Origin of the sequence: Archangium lansingense (assembly GCF_026626635.1) — a bacterium.
Lineage (GTDB): Bacteria > Myxococcota > Myxococcia > Myxococcales > Myxococcaceae > Archangium > Archangium lansingense.
The window spans coordinates 13,333,056-13,349,621 of the sequence record NZ_JAPNKA010000001.1 but is presented as its reverse complement, the minus strand read 5'-3'; the positions used below and the strand labels follow the sequence as shown (position 1 = coordinate 13,349,621).

At 67.1% G+C, this 16,566-nt stretch carries 17 protein-coding genes; 10 read left to right on the top strand and 7 right to left on the bottom strand.

The window, feature by feature from the left end; translation table 11 throughout:
- Positions 1 to 3 precede the first annotated feature (3 nt).
- The gene (locus OV287_RS54000; RefSeq protein WP_267541914.1) at positions 4 to 459 is read right to left on the bottom strand and encodes an Imm26 family immunity protein; all 456 of its coding nucleotides are present in this window, start codon (positions 457 to 459) and stop codon (positions 4 to 6) included.
- 11 nt (positions 460 to 470) lie between these two features.
- Positions 471 to 1,253: a hypothetical protein gene (locus OV287_RS53995; protein ID WP_267541913.1), complete on the bottom strand. Its 783-nt coding sequence runs from the start codon at positions 1,251 to 1,253 to the stop codon at positions 471 to 473.
- A gap of 922 nt (positions 1,254 to 2,175) precedes the next feature.
- Between OV287_RS53995 and OV287_RS53990 the strand changes: the two genes are divergently transcribed.
- From OV287_RS53990 to istB, 3 genes are read left to right on the top strand one after another with little or no spacing between them, the layout of a single operon-like run.
- Positions 2,176 to 2,505, top strand: coding sequence for a hypothetical protein (locus tag OV287_RS53990; protein ID WP_267535216.1), 330 nt, complete (start codon positions 2,176 to 2,178; stop codon positions 2,503 to 2,505).
- 9 nt (positions 2,506 to 2,514) lie between these two features.
- Positions 2,515 to 4,029: an IS21 family transposase gene (istA, locus tag OV287_RS53985; RefSeq protein WP_267535575.1), complete on the top strand. Its 1,515-nt coding sequence runs from the start codon at positions 2,515 to 2,517 to the stop codon at positions 4,027 to 4,029.
- Positions 4,010 to 4,777, top strand: a complete 768-nt coding sequence (gene istB / locus OV287_RS53980; protein ID WP_267533277.1) for an IS21-like element helper ATPase IstB — start codon at positions 4,010 to 4,012, stop codon at positions 4,775 to 4,777. The genes istA and istB overlap by 20 nt, the downstream gene beginning before the upstream one ends.
- Positions 4,778 to 5,425: 648 nt before the next feature.
- On the opposite strand, the gene OV287_RS53975 is transcribed toward istB, so the two are convergent.
- Positions 5,426 to 6,265 (bottom strand): LysR family transcriptional regulator, encoded by an 840-nt coding sequence (locus OV287_RS53975; protein WP_267541912.1) that lies wholly within the window; start codon positions 6,263 to 6,265, stop codon positions 5,426 to 5,428.
- A gap of 108 nt (positions 6,266 to 6,373) precedes the next feature.
- Between OV287_RS53975 and OV287_RS53970 the strand changes: the two genes are divergently transcribed.
- From OV287_RS53970 to OV287_RS53960, 3 genes are all read left to right on the top strand, one after another.
- Positions 6,374 to 6,661 (top strand): YybH family protein, encoded by a 288-nt coding sequence (locus OV287_RS53970; RefSeq protein ID WP_267541911.1) that lies wholly within the window; start codon positions 6,374 to 6,376, stop codon positions 6,659 to 6,661.
- Positions 6,662 to 6,734: 73 nt separating this feature from the next.
- Complete coding sequence (locus OV287_RS53965; RefSeq protein ID WP_267541910.1) at positions 6,735 to 7,514, top strand: DsbA family protein; 780 nt, start codon at positions 6,735 to 6,737, stop codon at positions 7,512 to 7,514.
- Positions 7,511 to 8,296: a pirin family protein gene (locus OV287_RS53960; RefSeq protein ID WP_267541909.1), complete on the top strand. Its 786-nt coding sequence runs from the start codon at positions 7,511 to 7,513 to the stop codon at positions 8,294 to 8,296. The genes OV287_RS53965 and OV287_RS53960 overlap by 4 nt, the downstream gene beginning before the upstream one ends.
- Positions 8,297 to 8,424: 128 nt before the next feature.
- On the opposite strand, the gene OV287_RS53955 is transcribed toward OV287_RS53960, so the two are convergent.
- From OV287_RS53955 to OV287_RS53945, 3 genes are all read right to left on the bottom strand, one after another.
- The gene (locus OV287_RS53955) at positions 8,425 to 9,972 is read right to left on the bottom strand and encodes a delta-60 repeat domain-containing protein (RefSeq protein WP_267541908.1); all 1,548 of its coding nucleotides are present in this window, start codon (positions 9,970 to 9,972) and stop codon (positions 8,425 to 8,427) included.
- 72 nt (positions 9,973 to 10,044) lie between these two features.
- On the bottom strand, positions 10,045 to 11,001 hold the full coding sequence (locus OV287_RS53950) for a bifunctional helix-turn-helix transcriptional regulator/GNAT family N-acetyltransferase (protein ID WP_267541907.1): 957 nt from the start codon (positions 10,999 to 11,001) through the stop codon (positions 10,045 to 10,047).
- 290 nt (positions 11,002 to 11,291) lie between these two features.
- Positions 11,292 to 12,113 carry an alpha/beta hydrolase gene (locus OV287_RS53945; RefSeq protein WP_267541906.1) on the bottom strand — a complete coding sequence of 274 codons (822 nt, stop codon included), beginning with the start codon at positions 12,111 to 12,113 and terminating at the stop codon, positions 11,292 to 11,294.
- 174 nt (positions 12,114 to 12,287) lie between these two features.
- Here OV287_RS53945 and OV287_RS53940 point away from each other — a divergent pair, with 174 nt between their 5' ends.
- On the top strand, positions 12,288 to 13,214 hold the full coding sequence (locus OV287_RS53940) for a LysR family transcriptional regulator (protein WP_267541905.1): 927 nt from the start codon (positions 12,288 to 12,290) through the stop codon (positions 13,212 to 13,214).
- A gap of 135 nt (positions 13,215 to 13,349) precedes the next feature.
- Here OV287_RS53940 and OV287_RS53935 read toward each other — a convergent pair whose 3' ends face one another.
- Positions 13,350 to 14,201, bottom strand: a complete 852-nt coding sequence (locus tag OV287_RS53935; RefSeq protein WP_267541904.1) for a hypothetical protein — start codon at positions 14,199 to 14,201, stop codon at positions 13,350 to 13,352.
- Between the two features lie 280 nt (positions 14,202 to 14,481).
- Here OV287_RS53935 and OV287_RS53930 point away from each other — a divergent pair, with 280 nt between their 5' ends.
- The 3 genes from OV287_RS53930 (at position 14,482) to OV287_RS53920 (ending at position 16,493) form a co-directional block, all read left to right on the top strand.
- Complete coding sequence (locus OV287_RS53930; protein ID WP_267541903.1) at positions 14,482 to 15,414, top strand: transposase; 933 nt, start codon at positions 14,482 to 14,484, stop codon at positions 15,412 to 15,414.
- Positions 15,415 to 15,479: 65 nt separating this feature from the next.
- Complete coding sequence (locus OV287_RS53925; RefSeq protein ID WP_267541902.1) at positions 15,480 to 15,998, top strand: putative immunity protein; 519 nt, start codon at positions 15,480 to 15,482, stop codon at positions 15,996 to 15,998.
- Positions 15,999 to 16,307: 309 nt separating this feature from the next.
- Positions 16,308 to 16,493: a hypothetical protein gene (locus OV287_RS53920; protein WP_267541901.1), complete on the top strand. Its 186-nt coding sequence runs from the start codon at positions 16,308 to 16,310 to the stop codon at positions 16,491 to 16,493.
- The last annotated feature ends 73 nt before the right edge of the window (positions 16,494 to 16,566 follow it).

The window sequence follows — 16,566 nt, the reverse complement described above, 5'->3', positions numbered from 1 at the left end:
TGCCTATTTCAGGCGTACTTTCAGGTGCTCCACCGTGGCGTTGGGCCGCCCCATGAAGGTGTCGAGCAGGCGTTCTTCGACTGCATGCTGTTCCCAAACAGCCATTTGTTCCAGCCCAATACACTCGTGGGGTTCGGCACTCCTCGAATGACCGTCCAGGTCGAAGATCGTGCAGTTACGGAAGTCCAATATATCCTGCCTGAATGAGACAATCGGTTGAGTCAGCGGTTCCTCGAGCTCTCTCCACCCGATGACCTCCCACAATTTGGGGTCCAAATGACGGACAGCCACCTTGAAGAGGATGGGCTTGGATGCAATCCGATCGAGATCTGTATCAGGACTCTCGGTTTTGTAGTCGTAGAAGGCATCATGCGTTCGCGTCAGCGCCCTCCCGTAGCCGAAAGAGCCGTCCGAGAGGCGAATTCTCAAAAACGTCCCTGGCCTATAAAATCTCGGCATTCGCGCCATTTCTAATACCCTGTGTAAGAGTAACGTTGACCCCACCGGTCTGTGGCAGCGTCGTGAAACCGCCTGCCCCACGGATTGTCTCTCGCCACGCTGCGGATGGCATTCTCGGTCCGATAGGGCTTCCCGGTGTCAGACCAGGCACCACCCAGAGAATCAATCAACTGCTGCTCTCGTCCGCGAATCCGCCAATACGCGACATCATCATATCTCTTGCCATAGTCAACCGCGCTCCCAACATCGAATACATCAACGCGGCCGAAATCGAACGCAGCGCCCTTCGGCTCAGCGTCCTCGTCGATGTGGTGATTCGCATCTCGCAAAATAACGGCCAACCACGCCTGCTCTTCGAGGGACTTGGTGAGATCGACGACCATGCTGGTTCGCCCTGCGTAGTAGCGGTGGGTGATCTTGTTGAGCTTCGTGTAGGTCACATAGATGCGCCCCCGATTCTTTTGGGTCTCCTTGTTGGGTTCTGATGTTGGCGATGCGCCGGGAGGCGCCAGTGGGGCGGACGTCGGTCCCGTTCGGGTCTTGGGAGCCTTCGTCACTGGGTGTTGACCTTGGACCCACCCAGACACATCGCCGAAGTGCGTGCCGTAGAACTCATCCGCGATGTCGATCGGGGTCTCCGCCCCGTCCACGGCCGCGCTGACGGTCAAGCAGACCAGGAGAACACTACCGGCCGCAGCGACGATCGATCCTCCCGTGACGATGAGCTCTCCGGCCACACCGCCAGCCCCTGCTTCTTCCGCTGCCGTGGCGCCCTCTGGCACGATCCGGAGCACGCCTCGGGGGATGCCATTTCCCAAGCCCTCGCCAGAAATCCCCTCGAGCGGAGGTGACGAGGATGGACCCAGCGGCGCCACAGGTGAGGCCCCCGGCGTTGCCGCCACAGGCACTACTTCCAGGCCAGCGCGAGCTGAATGAAGCGCTTCATTCAGTGCCCCCGATGCAAGGTAACGGCGCGGGACATAAACACAGCGCTCTCGTTGACCCGTGGCGCGACGGACGCTCTGGGCAGCGCCGCTACACCCCACAAGAAACATGCAGAGCAGCACAGCCAACAAGCGTGCCATGCAGCACCTCCTGACGTTGATTGCTCCCCCAAGCAGGTGGGGAGGAGGCGAACGTAGCGCGCCCCAAGCAGATGGGGAGAGCGGCGGGATGGGGGCCCTGTTGAGGGTGAGGGCTGGAGCCGAGGGGGCGAGGAAGGCCGCTGACGGGTGCCGCCAGGGCTGTGCGCCGGGCCGGTGCAGAGGCGGTGCAGCCCTCTTCAGGCACACGCCGGCCCAAGTGTTGATGGTCACCAGGAAGCGCAGGTTCCTGGTCATGGGTCGCCGGGAGTTGCCTGACTTCAAGACCACTCCCTGAGATGGGTGTGGCCGAGAAGTTGAGGGGGGGAGAGTGCGCCGGTGGAATCCACGGTCGCGCGCGTCCTGAAAAGACGGAAGGCCCACCAGTAGCGGCTGGAGGGCCCTCCTTGGAGGCGCGCCCTGGTGTGCGAGAGGGGCGAGCCGGTGAGGAAGAGGTAGCGCACTCCGGGGCGCGGCGCCAGAAGCCGGCGCGCGCAGGAGTGTCGTGGAGGCGCTGCGCTTCGTGGTGTGCGGCCGGCCCGAGTGTCGGCAGGTGTTCTTCCTCTGCTCTGCGTGCGACCGTGGCCAGCGCTACTGCGGGCCGCCGTGCAGTCGAAGGGCGCGGGCGGAGTCAATGCGCGCGGCTGGTGCGCGCTACCAGCGCACCCGGGACGGACGGCACGCACATGCCGCGCGGCAGGCGGCCTGGCGGGAGCGGCGGCGAGAGAAAGTGACGCATCAGTCTCCCGCTGCCGTGGCGCGGACAGCCAGTGTGCCCGTCGCGCCGGCCCCGGCCGCCACGCAGGTGGCCGCGGAGCCGAGCGCAGCGAGGCCACTGCCGCATGCACCGCCGCCCTCCATCCCCGCCTGCACCTCGTGCGGGCGTCAGAGTCCCTTCCTGCGCCACACCACGCTTGCGCGCACCCACGTGGGCCGGCGCTTCAGGGCTGCCCGTCCGCCGTGAGGTGGGCCCATGATTTCCCCCGAACTCGCCGCCCGCATCCGCCGACTGCACTTCGCCGAGCACTGGAAGGTGGGCACCATCTGCTCCGAGCTGAGCGTGCACCACGACACCGTCCGGCGCGCCCTGACGCTCGAGCGCGTCAGCGGCACGGGGGTGAAGTCCGTCAGGCCCACGCTGCTGGATGCCTACAAGGGCTTCATCCAAGCCACCCTGGAGGCCCACCCACGCCTCACCGCCATGCGCCTCTTCCACATGGTGAAGGCGCGCGGCTACGTGGGTGGCCCGCTCCAGGTGCGCCGCTACGTGCGCACGGTGCGTCCCACCTCTCGCGCCGAGGCCTTCCTGCGCCGCAGCACGCTTGCGGGCGAGGAGGCCCAGGTGGATTGGGGACACTTCGGCACGCTGTCCGTGGGCAACACGCGCCGCCCTCTGTGCTGCTTCGTCATGGTGCTGGGCCACAGCCGCGCCCTCTACGCGCGCTTCTTCCTCGACATGACGCTGGAGAGCTTCCTCAGGGGCCACGTGCTGGCCTTCCAGGCGCTGGGGGGCGTGCCGCGCGCGCTGCTGTACGACAACTTGAAGTCCGTGGTGCTCGAGCGCGCCGGCGACGCCATCCGCTTCCACCCGCGCCTGCTGGAATTGGCCGGCCACTACCACTTCGCACCCAAGCCCTGCGCCCCCTACCGCGGCAACGAGAAGGGCAAGGTGGAGCGCACCATCCGCTACCTGCGCGACTCCTTCTTCGCCGCGCGCACCTTTAGCGGCGTGGATGACCTCAACTCTCAAGCGGCGCGGTGGGCGGCCGAGGTGGCCCACGCGCGCCAATTGCCCGGCGACGTCACCGGGCGCACCGTCGCCACGGCCCTCGAGGAGGAACGCCCGCGGCTGCTGCCCCTGCCCGCACACCCGTTTCCCACGGACGTGGTGCGCCCCGTCGCCTCCGGCAAGACGCCCTACGTGCGCTTCGACTCCAACGACTACTCCATTCCACACACCCTGGTGAAGAAGCCCCTCACCCTGGTGGCCTCCGAGACACGCGTACGCGTACTGGACGGCTCCGAGGAGGTGGCCTCCCACCCGCGCTGCTTCGAGAAGGGCCGCACCCTGGAGCAGCCCGGCCACCTCGCCGCCCTCGCCGACGCCAAGGCCCGCGCGCACGAGCTGCGCGGCCGAGACTTGCTGCGCGCCTCCTGCCAGCAGGCGGAGGGCTTCCTCGCGGCCCTCGCCCAGCGCGACCTCTCGCTGTCACACCACACTGCTCAATTGCTGAAGTTACTTACGCTCCACGGCGCACGCGCCCTGGATGAGGCCCTCGCCGAGGCCCTGCGCAAGGGGGCGGTGAGCGCCCCCGCCGTGGCCCACCTCCTGGACCAGCGCGCTCGCCGCCAGCGTCAGCCTCCACCACTCACCGTGGTGCTGCCGGATGACCCGCGCATCGCCGCCTCCCGCACCCGCCCCCACTCCCTCGCCGACTACGACCGCCTCCTCGACAAGGACTCCGCCGATGACGACTCCACTCGCTGACCGCCTGGCCTCCCTCGGACTGCACGCCACCTCCCAGGGCCTCGCGGACCTCATCGCCCGCGCCACGAAGGCCAGATGGGGCGCTACCGAGTTGCTGGAGCACCTGGCCGACGAGGAGCAGAAGGAACGCGGCCGCAGAAGTCTCGAGCGGCGCCTGTCTCGCAGCCGCCTTGGCCGCTTCAAGCCCATGGCGGACTACGACTGGGGATGGCCCAAGAAGATTGACCGCGAGGCCGTCGAGTCCGCCTTGCGCCTGGATTTCCTGGAGCGCGCGCGCAACGTCGTCATTGTCGCCCCTCAGGGACTGGGCAAGACGATGATCGCGCAGAACATCGCCCACCAGGCCGTCCTCAAGGGGCACTCCGCTCTCTTCGTCACCGCCTCCCAGTTGCTGCTCGACCTGGGCGCCCAGGACACCAGCCGCGCACTGGACCGCCGCCTGCGCCACTACACCAGCCGCACCAGCCTGCTCGTCATCGACGAGATGGGCTACCTCGCCTACGACGCGCGCAACGCGGACCTCCTCTTTCAAGTCGTGGCGCGCAGGTATGAACAACGCTCATTGGTGATGACCACGAATCTGGCGTTTTCGGACTGGCCGACCATTTTTCCCAACGCCGCGTGCGCCACCGCGCTGATTGACCGCGTCATCCACCACGCGGACGTCCTCGCTATCGAAGGCGAGAGCTACCGCCGCCGCGAGGCCGAGGAGGCCGCGACGACCAGGAGGGCGAAGTCCAAGCGCTGAGCCTCACCTCGGACCGGGATGCCGGACCCCCGGCACACCTCCAGCGTCCCAGTCCAAATTTCCGCGTTTCCTCGTGAACGCCAACACCCAAGCGGCCCACCTGGCAGGGGGGCGGCACTCCAGGCGTCAACTACCCTGACACAGGGGGCCAGGGCCCCGGCAGGTGAGGCTCGGGGCGGTGGGAGTCGCCAGGCACGACCGCAGCCACGGCGGGCACCTTGGGCTCAGTGGAGGCCGCCAGGGGCCCGGTAGGCAACTCGGGCTGGTGGGGGGCTTTGGGGGTCAGTAGTAGCAGGCCCAGGTATCGGCGCCAGAAGATGGATTCAGGGCTGAAGGGTTTGCCGCTCTCGCCCGGCGAGGGGACCAAGGGGACCAAAAAAGGACCAAACCGAATGGACGTGCCTGGACTCGCCCGGACAGATGGGTGCCCCATTTTCAGAGGGAAAACGTGGGGTGGGCCTCTGGTCCCGAGTGGAGGCGGCTCCGTCCTTAGCGGCTTCGATTCCCGCCGCCTCCACTACTCCTCCGCTCTTCTCCACCGGCCCGGCGCACAGCACGGGCGGCACTCGTCTGCGGCCTTCCTCTCCCCTCTGCACCAGCCCACCCCCTCAACAGCGCCCCAATTTCTCCTATGCTTCTCTGAAGGTCTCATGCCTCCCACACGCCCGGGGCGCGCCGGAGGGCTTCGGAGAGTGACTCCCGCGCCCGCCGGAGGGCCGCGTCCGCGCGCCGGGTGGCGGCGGAGAGCAGCCACACCGGTGGGCCGCCCGGGAGCTCCTCCTCCAGCAGCAGGCGCGGGTCTCCCTCGGCGAGCAGCGCCGGGAGTACGCTCCGCCCCAGGCCCGCAACGCAGGCATCCCTGATGCCGAGCAGCGTGTCGCACTCCACGAGGGCCTCGGCGCCTTCGGGGACGGCCTTCCACCAGCGCATGGAGGAACGGGTGCGCAGGCTCCCTGAAGGCAGGACCCAGGCCGCCGAGTCCTGCCTGGCTGCCCGTGCCCGGAACACGCCGAGCCGCAGCTTTCCGAGCTGCTGCCCCCGCAGTGCGCCCCCCGGCGTATGGCTTGGCCGCAGCGCCAGGTCCGTCACACCGGGCTCCAGCGCCAGCTCGCTCTCGGAGATGCGCACTTGAACTCGCTGCGTGAAGCCGCACGTGCGCAGCGCGCCGAACAGCAGTGACGCCAGCACCTCGTTGGTGGTGATGACGAGCTGGCCTGCGCGTGCCCGGCGCTGCTCCTCGAGAAGTGCACCCACGTCCAGGGCGTGGGGACGCATCCGGCCCGCGCGCTCGGCGATGGCGAGGCCGAGCGGTGTCGGGCGCAGTCTCGCCCCACGCAAGAAGAGCGGCGCTCCCAGCGTACGCTCGAGGGCGTCCACCCTCCGCGAGATGGACGAATGGCGCAGCGAAAGCTCGCGCGCCGCGCCCACGACGCTCCCCGTGCGCACCAGCGCCTCCACGGTCTGTAGGTCGTCCCAGGTAATGTGCATGAACGCACATGCTGTGCGCGTCTGCGGTAAGTCGTCAACGCAGGCCCACGGGGCTATCTCTCGGGACCTGGCAATGACGCCACTCCCGCAGGAGCAACACATGGTCTCTTGCCCCCACGACATGCCCGCCGCCTTTGCCACCGCCTTCAACTCCGGAAGTGTCGCGGCCCCGCCATCCGCGAGGCGCTCCAGGGCTTCCTCGCGCTCAAGGGCCCCATCGACATGAAGCTCACGCGCGTGGTGGAGGGGCCGGGCACCGCAGTCGTCGTGGCCGACTGGTCCCTGCCGACGCCGGACGGGACGGTGCTGACGGGGAGGACGTCGGACGTGGTCACCCGCTCGGCCGACGGCAGCTGGCGCTACTCCGTCGACGCCCCCTTCGGCGTCAAGGCGTAAAGCCTGGCCGCCGTGCGAGGGTGCGCGGCGGAGGCTGGAGACCCCCTGCAATGAGAACGAATCGGAGAGCCCCGTGAAGACCCCCAGCAACGACAACGAGACGCCCCCTGAGGTGCAGGCGCTGTGTGACCCCGAGACTGGGACGTGCGCGCTCCCCGGCGCTGCGCCGAAGACTGCCGGGCCGAGTGCCGAGGGGCCCTTGGGAGAGGTGCTCTACGTAGGGGACCCGATGTGCTCCTGGTGCTGGGGCGCCTCGCCCGGCCTCCGCCAGCTGGAAGCGGAGGCGAATCGTCGAGGCATCCCCTTCCGCATCCTCGTGGGCGGGCTCCGTCCCGGAGGCGGGGACGCCTGGACCGAGCGGTTCAGAGGCTTCCTGCGCCACCACTGGGAGGAGATCGCCGCGCGCACCGGGCAGCCGTTCTCCACCCGGTTCCTCGACCGAGCGGCGTTCAACTACGACACCGAGCCCGCGTGTCGCGCGTTCCTCGTCATGCGCGGGATGCTCGCGGAGACGCCCGGACCGGCGACGCGCGCGTACGAGGTGTTTGCCGCCATCCAGCAGAAGTTCTACGCCGAGGGGCAGGACCCGACCGTGGCGTCCTTCTACGAGAGTATCTGTGCCGCGCAGAGCCTCGACTTCGGCGTGTTCCTGGATCGGTTCAGCCAGGCAGATGCGAAGCGGGCGACGGCGAACGAGTTCCAGGAGGTCAGGGCCCTGGGCGTGAGCGGGTTCCCCACTGTGCTCTTCCGTGGCAGCGCCGGCCTCGCAGTGCTCGCAAGTGGCTTCGCGACCGGAACGCGCCTGGTCGAGGCCCTCGTTCGGGCGACGAAGCAGGCAAGGGTCGAACCGTGAAGCTCGGTCGTCGTGCGCTGGTGCGCGGTGGCTCCCATCTGTTGGGGCTCGCCGCGCTCGGCTGTTCCTCCCCTCCGAAGCCTGCGCCCGCGGCCGACGTCCGCTTGCGCCCGCTCTCCTCCCTGCCGGTGACAGAGCTGCCCTGGCTGCGCCTGCGCGACCACTTCATCGCCACCGTGGGCCCCCATGCGGGCAAGGGACGCCCACTCGGCAGCCTTCTCGTCCTGGCCGATGCCACCTTCGCGCCCCGCTCGCGCTTCCCGCTCCACCCGCACCGGGAGATGGAAATCTTGAGCATCGTTCTCAGCGGCGAGCTGAGCCACCACGGGGACCAGTCCCATGGGGCGACGCTGCGCCCGCGCGAGGCGCAGTTGATTTCGGCCCGGGAGGGTATGGTCCACGCCGAGGGCAACGAGACGGATGAGGACACGCGGATGTTTCAGCTGTGGTTCACCCCCGAGCAGCACGGCGGTGCGCCCGCGTACTTCCGCCGCTCCGTCCCGCCCGCTCCATCGGGAGGCCGCCACCTCATGGCCGGGGACGAGGCGATGCCCCTGCGGAGCGATGCGCGCGTGTGGTGGCTGGATCTGGCAGCGGGACAGGAGACCGCAATCGCGGTGGCCGCGGGACGTGCCGGCTATCTGCTGTCCTTGGATGACCCCCTGCAGTTGGGGGAAGGGCGAGTCCTTGCCAGAGGCGAGGGGGCGCAGCTGAACCAGGGAGGCCTGACGCTGCGAGCCTCGCAGGATTGCGGCGCGCTCTGGATTGACGTCGCGGCCTGACATTCCAGAGAGAACGGCCCCGTCGTCCCACCCTCGTGAAGGCTCATGCCGGGTGACTGCGCCGTCCTGCCACTGCACCTGGACGCGGATGGTCCGCTTGGGGACATCCACCGGCGGCTTGCCGACCCCTAAAGCGGCGGATGAAAGCCGGTGTCCAGGCTGCCGTCTGGCAGAAGCTGAACAAGCTGGCGGAACGTCTCTCCGCCAGCCGAGTGCGGCGCGAAGCGATAGAGAAGCACGGTGCCGTTGGGCCCCACTGTGAGCTCGCGAATGCTCGAGATCCCTTGCTCGGCGAACGCCGAACGGAAACGCTCGGCGACCGCCCTGTCGATCCGCCCGTTCGAGTCCAGGCGTGCCAGCACCACTGGAGTCTGTTCGTCGGACGCGTTCACGGGACCCACCTGGGCGACGATGAAGCCTCCGTCCGCAAGAGCGCTCCGGTGGTTGGCTTCGAAGGGAAGCTCCTCCCGCTGGAAGGTGTCGTCCAGGGTTCCGTCAGGGTTCAGACGCCTCACCTCGGAACGAGCCTCACCCGTCACAAAAGCGGTGACGAGCTTTCCGTCCGCCTGAACAGCCAGGGCTGTTGCCTGGCGCAACTCCTTCTCGCGCTGCATCCCCAAAAGCCGCTCATGAAAGGCCTCATCAGGCTGCCCTTCAGCGCTGATGGAGTAGACAGCCGGGAGGAGAGACTCCTCATCGTTGGGATTGTCGGCGACGAGGAAACGTCGCCCATCGGCACCGCTTGCGCCGGGAATGGACTCGGCCACATCCAGCCCTGGCATCTCCCTCCATGAGGACAGGTCTGGCAGCCCCTCGGGAGTGATTCGCAGGATGGGGCTCCCGGACTTGGAATCCGCCTCACGACGGAAGCCTCCATACATCAGCAGCCCACCATCCGACTGGAGCTGGATCTCCGCGACCAGGCCCTCGACGTGCTGCTCGGCCGGGAGCTTGGGGATGGACACCCGGCGGAGTTCTTCTCCCTCCGGGCTGACGATCAGGGACAGCTCGTCCTCGTGATTCGGAGAGCTGGAGATCGACCTCGAGCCCAGGAGGATCTTTCCATCCGACTGAAGCCAGACGTGGCCTGGATGCACGGGCGTGAGGCTCATGCAGCGGTCCTGTCCCTTGAAGGTGGGATCGATGCTCCCATCCGGCAGGAGCCGGGAGAGCTTCATGCCCTTCTTCCGCGTTCCTTCCTTGGAGATGAAGCCTTGGATGAGGAGCCTGCCGTCGGGCTGGTACGTGACACCCAGGACTTCCGTGCTGAACCCATGCTGGCCGGCTTCCCACAGGGAAACCTCGCAGGGTGAGGCGAACGTGAACCCCTTCAGCTTGCCGTCGAGGGCCTCTCCGGGCCTGAACCACACGTCGAAGGACGCCACGCGCACCGTGACGTCCAGGAAGGGGACTCGTCGGGGCAGGGGCACCACGGCCAGGATGAGCAGGAGGACCCCAGGCACGAGCGCGCTGATGACCATCCTGCGTCCCTGGGACATGCGCATCAACCACACCGGCCAGGTGAGCGCGAAGTAGTAGAGCGTATAGGAGAACAGGCCCGTCACCAGCCAACCTCCACCGCCCGGCCGGTCGGTGCTTAGGTTGGTGTGGATCACCACGCCAATGGCCACGGGGATGGCGAAGACAAGCGGCCAGAACCACAGGATACGTCTCATGCCCCCGACTATAGACATCCTCTCCTTCAGCGGCGCCTTGCTGGCCGCTGCCTCAAAAGGCTGCTTTCCGCTCTAACCCCTCGGTCGGTACGACATCGCCACGTCGCATCGCTCGTAGCGCGCCCCGAACAGCCGCATGATCTCGGCGTCGTGCACGAAGCCCAGCTTCTCGTAGAGATGGATGGCCGCCGCGCACTTCTTGTTGGTCAGCAGATAGACCTTGCCGAAGCCCAGGCTGGAGGCCCGCTCCAGGGTCTTGGCGAGCAGGAACTCGCCGACCTTCAGGCCCCGGGCGCTCTTCAGGACGCCCATCTTGGTCAGCTCGACCCAGCCGTCCTTGGACACCATCAGGGCGCAGGTTCCGACCACGCCCAGCTCCGGCGTCTCGGCGAACAGCACCACCCCGCCCTTGTCGAGGATCAGCTCGCGCGGCCTCGACAGGAGGGCGATGTCGTTCTCCTCGAGGGCGAACATGTCCTCGATCCATTCGGCGTTGATTCGATAGAAGGCGTCGGTCAGGTCGTCGGAGAAGTCGCGCGCCCACATCGCGGGCGGACCGGCGGCCTTGACCCGGCTCAGCAGCGAGGCCTCGGCCAGCCGCGCCTCCACCTTTGCCAGGCCCTGCATGAAGTCGCCCGACAGCCCTTCGACCAGCGAGGCGGCGGCGGGCTCGATGCGCGGCATCAGCTGCGTCTGGATGCGGACCATCAGGGCCTCGCCCTTCTCCGTCAGCGCCAGGCGCTTCGAGCGCTGGTCGTCCGGCGCGCGCCGCGCTTCGACGAAGTCTTCCAATGTCCCGAGGGCGCGGGTCACCGTGGGTTGGGCCAGTTGCAGGCGCTCGGCCAGTTCGCCCACCGTGATCGGGCCGTGCAGGCGGATCGTCATCAGCAGCGATATCTGGGCCGGCTGGACCGGCAGGTCCAGTGAGCGGGCCACTTCGGCGGCGTCGGCCTGCATCCGCTCGGCCAGGCGCTTGAGCCGGCTGCCCAGAAAGCCCACGCCAAACCCCGCCAGAAGATCGACTTCCATGCCGTACCTCCATTTCATAGCACGCTATATAGATAGCTATGAAACAGGATGGAGCGCAAGAGGGGTGGACTGTTCCTTCCTCGCCTGCTGGCCTTGCTACTTCCAGTGGAGGCGGCGGGAATCGAAGCCGCTAACGGCGGAGCTGCCTTCCCTCGGGACCAGAGGCATCCCCCCGGTTTCCCCTCTGAAAATGGGGCGCCCATCTGTCCGGGCGGGTCCAGGCGCGTCCGTTCGATTTGGTCCTTTTTGGTCCCCTGGACGAAGCGCTGGAGCAAACGGGGCAAGCCCAGCTACTGCATCGGGACCGGCTGCGGATTCCGCGCCCACTCGAGCGCAGCGGTGGCGACCTCTTCCCAGCCCTTCTCCCCGACGATGAAGTGGTCGCGGCCAGCGAACTCGCGGAAGGCGACGATGCCGCTCCGGTACTTCCTGGCGTTATCGCGGTTGAGTGCCGCGGGCATGATGTGGTCGTGCTCTCCGGCGATGAAGAAGAGGGGCGCTCGGTCTTCCTTGTGGAAGTCCACCTTCGCGGCGGTGTTCGGGTTCAAGTTGATGGTCGCGCCTTCGAAGAGGATTCGGCCCGGCGCGGCGACGGCGTAGCGCTCATACGCCTCCCGGCTCTCCTCCTCGCTCAGCGTGTTGGTGAAGGCGTAGTGGAACTCTTCGTGGGTGAACGGCACCGCGCGCTTCACGTTCGCCGGATTCTTGAGCACGGGGAACGTCGAACGCACTTGAGTCAGCGGCACCCGCAGCACCCCCTTCACCGGCGCCGAATCAATCACCACCCCCGCTGCACCCAATCCCCGGTCGAGCAGGAGCTGCACCACCGTGCCACCGAACGAGTGGCCGATGAGGATGGGCTTGGAGGGGAGCGCCTCGATGATGCTCGCGTAGTGGTCCACCACCTTCTGCACGCTCAGCTCGGCAATCGGCGAGGAGTCCTCGCGCAGGCCGTCCACTTCACCCTCCATCCCCGGGTAGGTGGGCGCCAGCACCTTGTACCCACGGGCTTCGTAGAACTTCACCCAGTTCTCCCAGCTACGGGGCGTCACCCACAGGCCGTGAATGAGGACGATGGTGTCGGGGAAATTGTTCTTGCCGGTGGTCTCCATGGCTTTCTCTCTCTCCTGTGCCGCGAGGTTCGTGTCGCGTTGATGAGAAGAGTATGTGCATTCGCCATTTCCTCCGGTAGGAACAGATTGCGACAATCATCTTCAACCCGAAGTTGAAGATAGTCAGACGAACCCGCTTCAACCCGTGGTTGAATGCCCCCTGGGAGCAAGTGCGTGGAACCCCTTTCAGCCATTGAAGCCTTCGTACGCAGCGCCGAGCTGGGCAGCTTCTCCGCGGCTGCGCGAAAGCTCGTCCTGACGCCCGCGGCGGTGAGCAAGAGCGTCGCCAGGCTCGAGGACTCGCTGGGGGTGCGCCTGTTCCACCGCACCACGCGCAAGCTCAAGCTGACCGAGGCGGGTGAGCACCTGTTCGCTGACGTGGCGGGAAGTCTGCACACGCTGCAGGAGGCACTCACACGCGTCTCGAGCCAGAGACTCGAACCGACGGGGACGCTCAAGCTGAGCCTCGCTCCGGCGTTCGGGCGCGAGTACGTGCTGCCCGTCTTGAAGCCCTACCGGGAGGCCTGCCCTCGCGTACTTCCTGAGTGGCACTTCGAGAACCGGCAGGTGGATCTCATCGCCGAGGGTTATGACGTCGCGGTGGGCGCCGGGTTGGAGCTGAGCGCGGGGCTCGTAGCGCGGGAGCTGGCGCGCATCCACATCATCGCGGTGTCGTCCAAGGAGTACCTCAAGAAGCACGGCACGCCGAAGACGCCGGAGGAGCTGGCCCATCACCAGGTGATCGCGTTCCGTTCGCCGCGCACGGGCAAGCCACGGGTCTGGACGATGCGGAACCGCGACGGCACCGAGGCCCTCGTCGACCCGAAGCCGGCCATCTTGCTGAGCGAGGTGGACGCGATGGCCGCGGCGGTCCGCGGCGGCATGGGCGTGGCGCTGCTGCCGACCTCGCAGGTGCTGGCGGATCTGGAGCGCGGCACGGCCGTCCGCGTGCTCCCGGAGTGGTACGCCGACGGCGGCCCCTTGCTCGTCTACTTCTCGAGTCAGCGCCTGCTGCCCGCGCGGGTTCGCGTGTTCATCGAGCTGCTCGCAGCCCACTTCAAGCAGGAGAAGCTCGCGCAGCGGTTCCGGGCGGATCGGTAGATATTAGTGTAAGCGGCGGGAATCGAACTCGCGTCAAGGCGGAAGCGCCGCCGCCGAGGTGTCAGACGATTCGTAGCCGCCGCCGAGGTGTCAGACGATTCGTAGGAGGCCTCGGCCGAGGTGTCGGCCGAGGTGTCAGACGATTCGTAGGAGGCAATATACCTGTACGAGTCCTTTGACACCTTCCCGGACACCTTCCCCGAGACACCTTCCCCGACACCTTCCCCGGCGGCCAGCCGATCTGGCGCCCGAACCCAATGCGCACCGGCCCCGCCCAGGGCACCTTTCCCTCGAAAACAGGAGGGAAACACCATGCACCGGAAGACGGTCTTCCAATTCTCGCGGCAGCCCTGGTTCCCCAGGTTCCTCAGGACCCAGATCGACGAGTTCCTCGACTTCATGGTGCAACTGCCCCAGCGGGCCCACCTGCCCCATGTCAACCACCCGTTCCTCCCCTTGTTCGACGAGGTGCTGGCGCACTCCCAGGCCCGGATCCTCGTCGGCTTCGAGTCGATGGACGGGGGCGGGCTCGCCCATATCGCCTCCGAGGTGGGCGGCCCCCTCAATCCGAAGCTGTCCCTCCAGCTCACCGACGAGCAGTGCGTCCCCGCCCGGGTGAAGCGGCTCGAGCAGCTCGCGGGCCGGCCCATCGAGGTGCTCGCCAGCCCGAAACACCAGGTGGCCGAGCGCTTCCGGGGCCGCGGCATCGGCGTCTTCATCAACTCCTTCCACCACCTGGGCCACGGAGAGGATCGTGCCGTGCTCCAGGAGCTCGTCGACCATGACCTGGACGTGGTGATCGGCGAGGGGAACAACAACAGCCTCCGCCAGGTCATCGGCATGACGGTGATCGTCCCGCTCGTGATGCTGCTCGTCACGCCGTTCATCCAGCCGTTCCGCCCCTCGCGGCTGCTCTTCACGTACCTGCTGCCCATCCTCCCCTTCGTGTCCGTCTGGGACGGGGTGGCCGCTCTCTTCCGCCTCCACCGGCCCGAGGAGCTGGAAGCGATGGCCCGGAGCCTCGGACGGGACGACTACGTCTGGAAGGCGGGAAGGCGGGAAGGCGGGAAGGCGAGACAACGGTCGCGGGGGCTTCGTCATCTGAGATGGTGTCCTGAGATGGTGTCAAAGGAATCGAAATGCGAGGTTGAGAGAGGCTCGGCGTGGACGGATGGCCAACCGTTCTTCAAGTCCTTTCGAGGACTTGCGATTGGCCCGTGGGGTGCATCTGGCTTCGCAGCTTGCAACTCGCACGCAGGGGATGGGGATGGGTTGGCCGCTGAGAATGTTCCAGGAGGAGGGCTTCTATTTCGTCACGTCCAGGTGCTTTCAAGGACGGTTGCTGCTGCGGCCCAGTCCGCAGGTGAACGAGGTGGTGGGAGGCGTACTGGCGCGCGCCGTCCAGCAGAGCGACGGCGATGTGCGGCTGCACGCCTTCACCTTTGCCTCCAATCACTTCCACCTGCTGGTGTGGGCGAGGGGCCCGGCACTTGCTTCTTTCATGCAATACCTGCGTGCCAATCTCTCCCGCAAGGTAGGGAAGTTGGTGGATTGGAGTGGGGGCTTCTGGGAGCGGCGCTACTCGGCGGAGCCAGTGCTGGACGACGCCGCGTTGGTGGGACGGCTGCGCTACGTGCTGGCCCACGGAGTGAAAGAAGGACTGGTGGAGAGGAGCGCCGAGTGGCCAGGGCTCACCTGCCTGCCACAGTTGCTGGGGCCAGCCAGGCGGCTCTTCTGGTGGCTCAACTGGACGAAGCGCTGGAGCAAGCGGCGGAGTGAGGACATGGCAGAAGCGCAGGGGCGCTTCGCACAGGAGTGGGCCGAGCCGGTGGAACTGGAGTTGGCTCCCCTGCCGTGCTGGGAAGGACTGGCAGAGGAGGAGCGGCAACGCAAGGTGCGGGGACTTGTGGAGCATGTGGAAGCCGAGGCCCATGCCCGGGGTACTCCTGTTTTGGGGGCACGGGCTGTGCGGGCACAAAACCCTCATACCCGCCCCGAGCACCTCAAGCGCAGCCCTCGGCCTTTGGGGCATGCCTCCTCAAGCCTGGCGTTAAAGGAACTCCGTGAGCAGTACCGGGCCTTTGTCTCTGTATTCCGCGAGGCAGCGGCTCGGTGGATGCGGGGAGATTTCTCGGCCCGCTTTCCGCCTTTCTCCTTCCCTCCGCGTGTCGTGCCAGGTCGCTTCGCTCAAGTTCTTTGACCCCCTCTCCGGCTTCGCTCAAGTTCTTTGACCCCCTCTCCGGGAGGCTGGGCGATGATCTGTCCATGCCGATCCTGCCGAAAGAGCGAGACCCCAGGTTGATCACGATCCGTCGTGGCGGGAGCCTGACCGACGAGGACCACCACCTGCTCGCAGAGTGGGCCGCCCTCTGCGCGGAGCACGTCCTGCCCTTCTTCGAGAGCGCGTGCCCTGAGGACTCGCGCCCCCGTGACGCCATCGCCGTGGGTCGGGCGTGGATCAGGGGCGAGGTGCGGATGCGTGACGCCCACCGAACCGCGTTCGTGGCCAACGCCGCGGCTCGTGGGTTGCCTGAACCAGCCAAATTCGCTGCTCTCGCGGCAGGCCAGGCGGTGGCCGTCGCCCACGTCGCTGCGCACTACTTGGGCGCGGCGGCGTACGCCATCCGAGCCGCCGCCGCGTCGGTCGCCGTGGGTGACGCGGAAGGGGCTCGTCTGAAGGAGCTCGGATGGCAGCGGAAACGGATTCCCGCCACCCTTCGTGAACTGGTCCTCGAAGACCAGCGGGCGCGGAACGACATCTGCTGGGGCGTCTTCACCGGGTGACGCAGGTCCGAGACCTCACGCAGCGAGGCCGCGGCTCGGTGGAAGCGGGGAGATTTCTCGGCCCGCTTTCTGCCTTTCTACTTCCCTCCGCGTGTCGTGACAGGTCTCTTCGCTTAAGTTCTTTGACACCCTCTCCGCTTAAGTTCTTTGACACCCTCTCCGGACACCCTCTCCGGCGTGTCGTGACAGGTCTCTTCGCTTAAGTTCTTTGACACCCTCTCCGACACCCTCTCCGGTCTCTCCGCTTAAGTTCTTTGACACCCTCTCCGGACACCCTCTCCGCCCTCTCCGGGGAACACGCACGACCCGGTGGGCGAGACGACGCTGTGCCCGGACTGTGGCGGGGAGCTCGTCGTGCGGGACTGGCACTCCATCCTCAGTTACCGGCTGACGGCGGAGGGAGGGTGCCCGAACTGCGGAACGAGGATACCGGGCCACTTCGGCGCGAAGCCGGGAGACTTCGGGCGCCGCCGTCTCCCCATCGCGGTGCTGTAGAACCTCCCCGTAGGCAGAGCGCCATGCCGGTGGAGAGGCCGTGCAGCCCCATTGGGCACACGCCGACCCCGGC

Excerpts from the sequence above, each read along its gene's own strand:
- OV287_RS54000 (WP_267541914.1), bottom strand. The coding sequence starts at position 459 with ATGCCGAGATTTTATAGGCCAGGGACGTTTTTGAGAATTCGCCTCTCG.
- OV287_RS53990 (WP_267535216.1), top strand. The coding sequence starts at position 2,176 with ATGCGCGCGGCTGGTGCGCGCTACCAGCGCACCCGGGACGGACGGCAC.
- istA (WP_267535575.1), top strand. The coding sequence starts at position 2,515 with ATGATTTCCCCCGAACTCGCCGCCCGCATCCGCCGACTGCACTTCGCC.
- istB (WP_267533277.1), top strand. The coding sequence starts at position 4,010 with ATGACGACTCCACTCGCTGACCGCCTGGCCTCCCTCGGACTGCACGCC.
- OV287_RS53975 (WP_267541912.1), bottom strand. The coding sequence starts at position 6,265 with ATGCACATTACCTGGGACGACCTACAGACCGTGGAGGCGCTGGTGCGC.
- OV287_RS53955 (WP_267541908.1), bottom strand. The coding sequence starts at position 9,972 with ATGAGACGTATCCTGTGGTTCTGGCCGCTTGTCTTCGCCATCCCCGTG.
- OV287_RS53950 (WP_267541907.1), bottom strand. The coding sequence starts at position 11,001 with ATGGAAGTCGATCTTCTGGCGGGGTTTGGCGTGGGCTTTCTGGGCAGC.
- OV287_RS53945 (WP_267541906.1), bottom strand. The coding sequence starts at position 12,113 with ATGGAGACCACCGGCAAGAACAATTTCCCCGACACCATCGTCCTCATT.
- OV287_RS53930 (WP_267541903.1), top strand. The coding sequence starts at position 14,482 with ATGGGTTGGCCGCTGAGAATGTTCCAGGAGGAGGGCTTCTATTTCGTC.
- OV287_RS53925 (WP_267541902.1), top strand. The coding sequence starts at position 15,480 with ATGCCGATCCTGCCGAAAGAGCGAGACCCCAGGTTGATCACGATCCGT.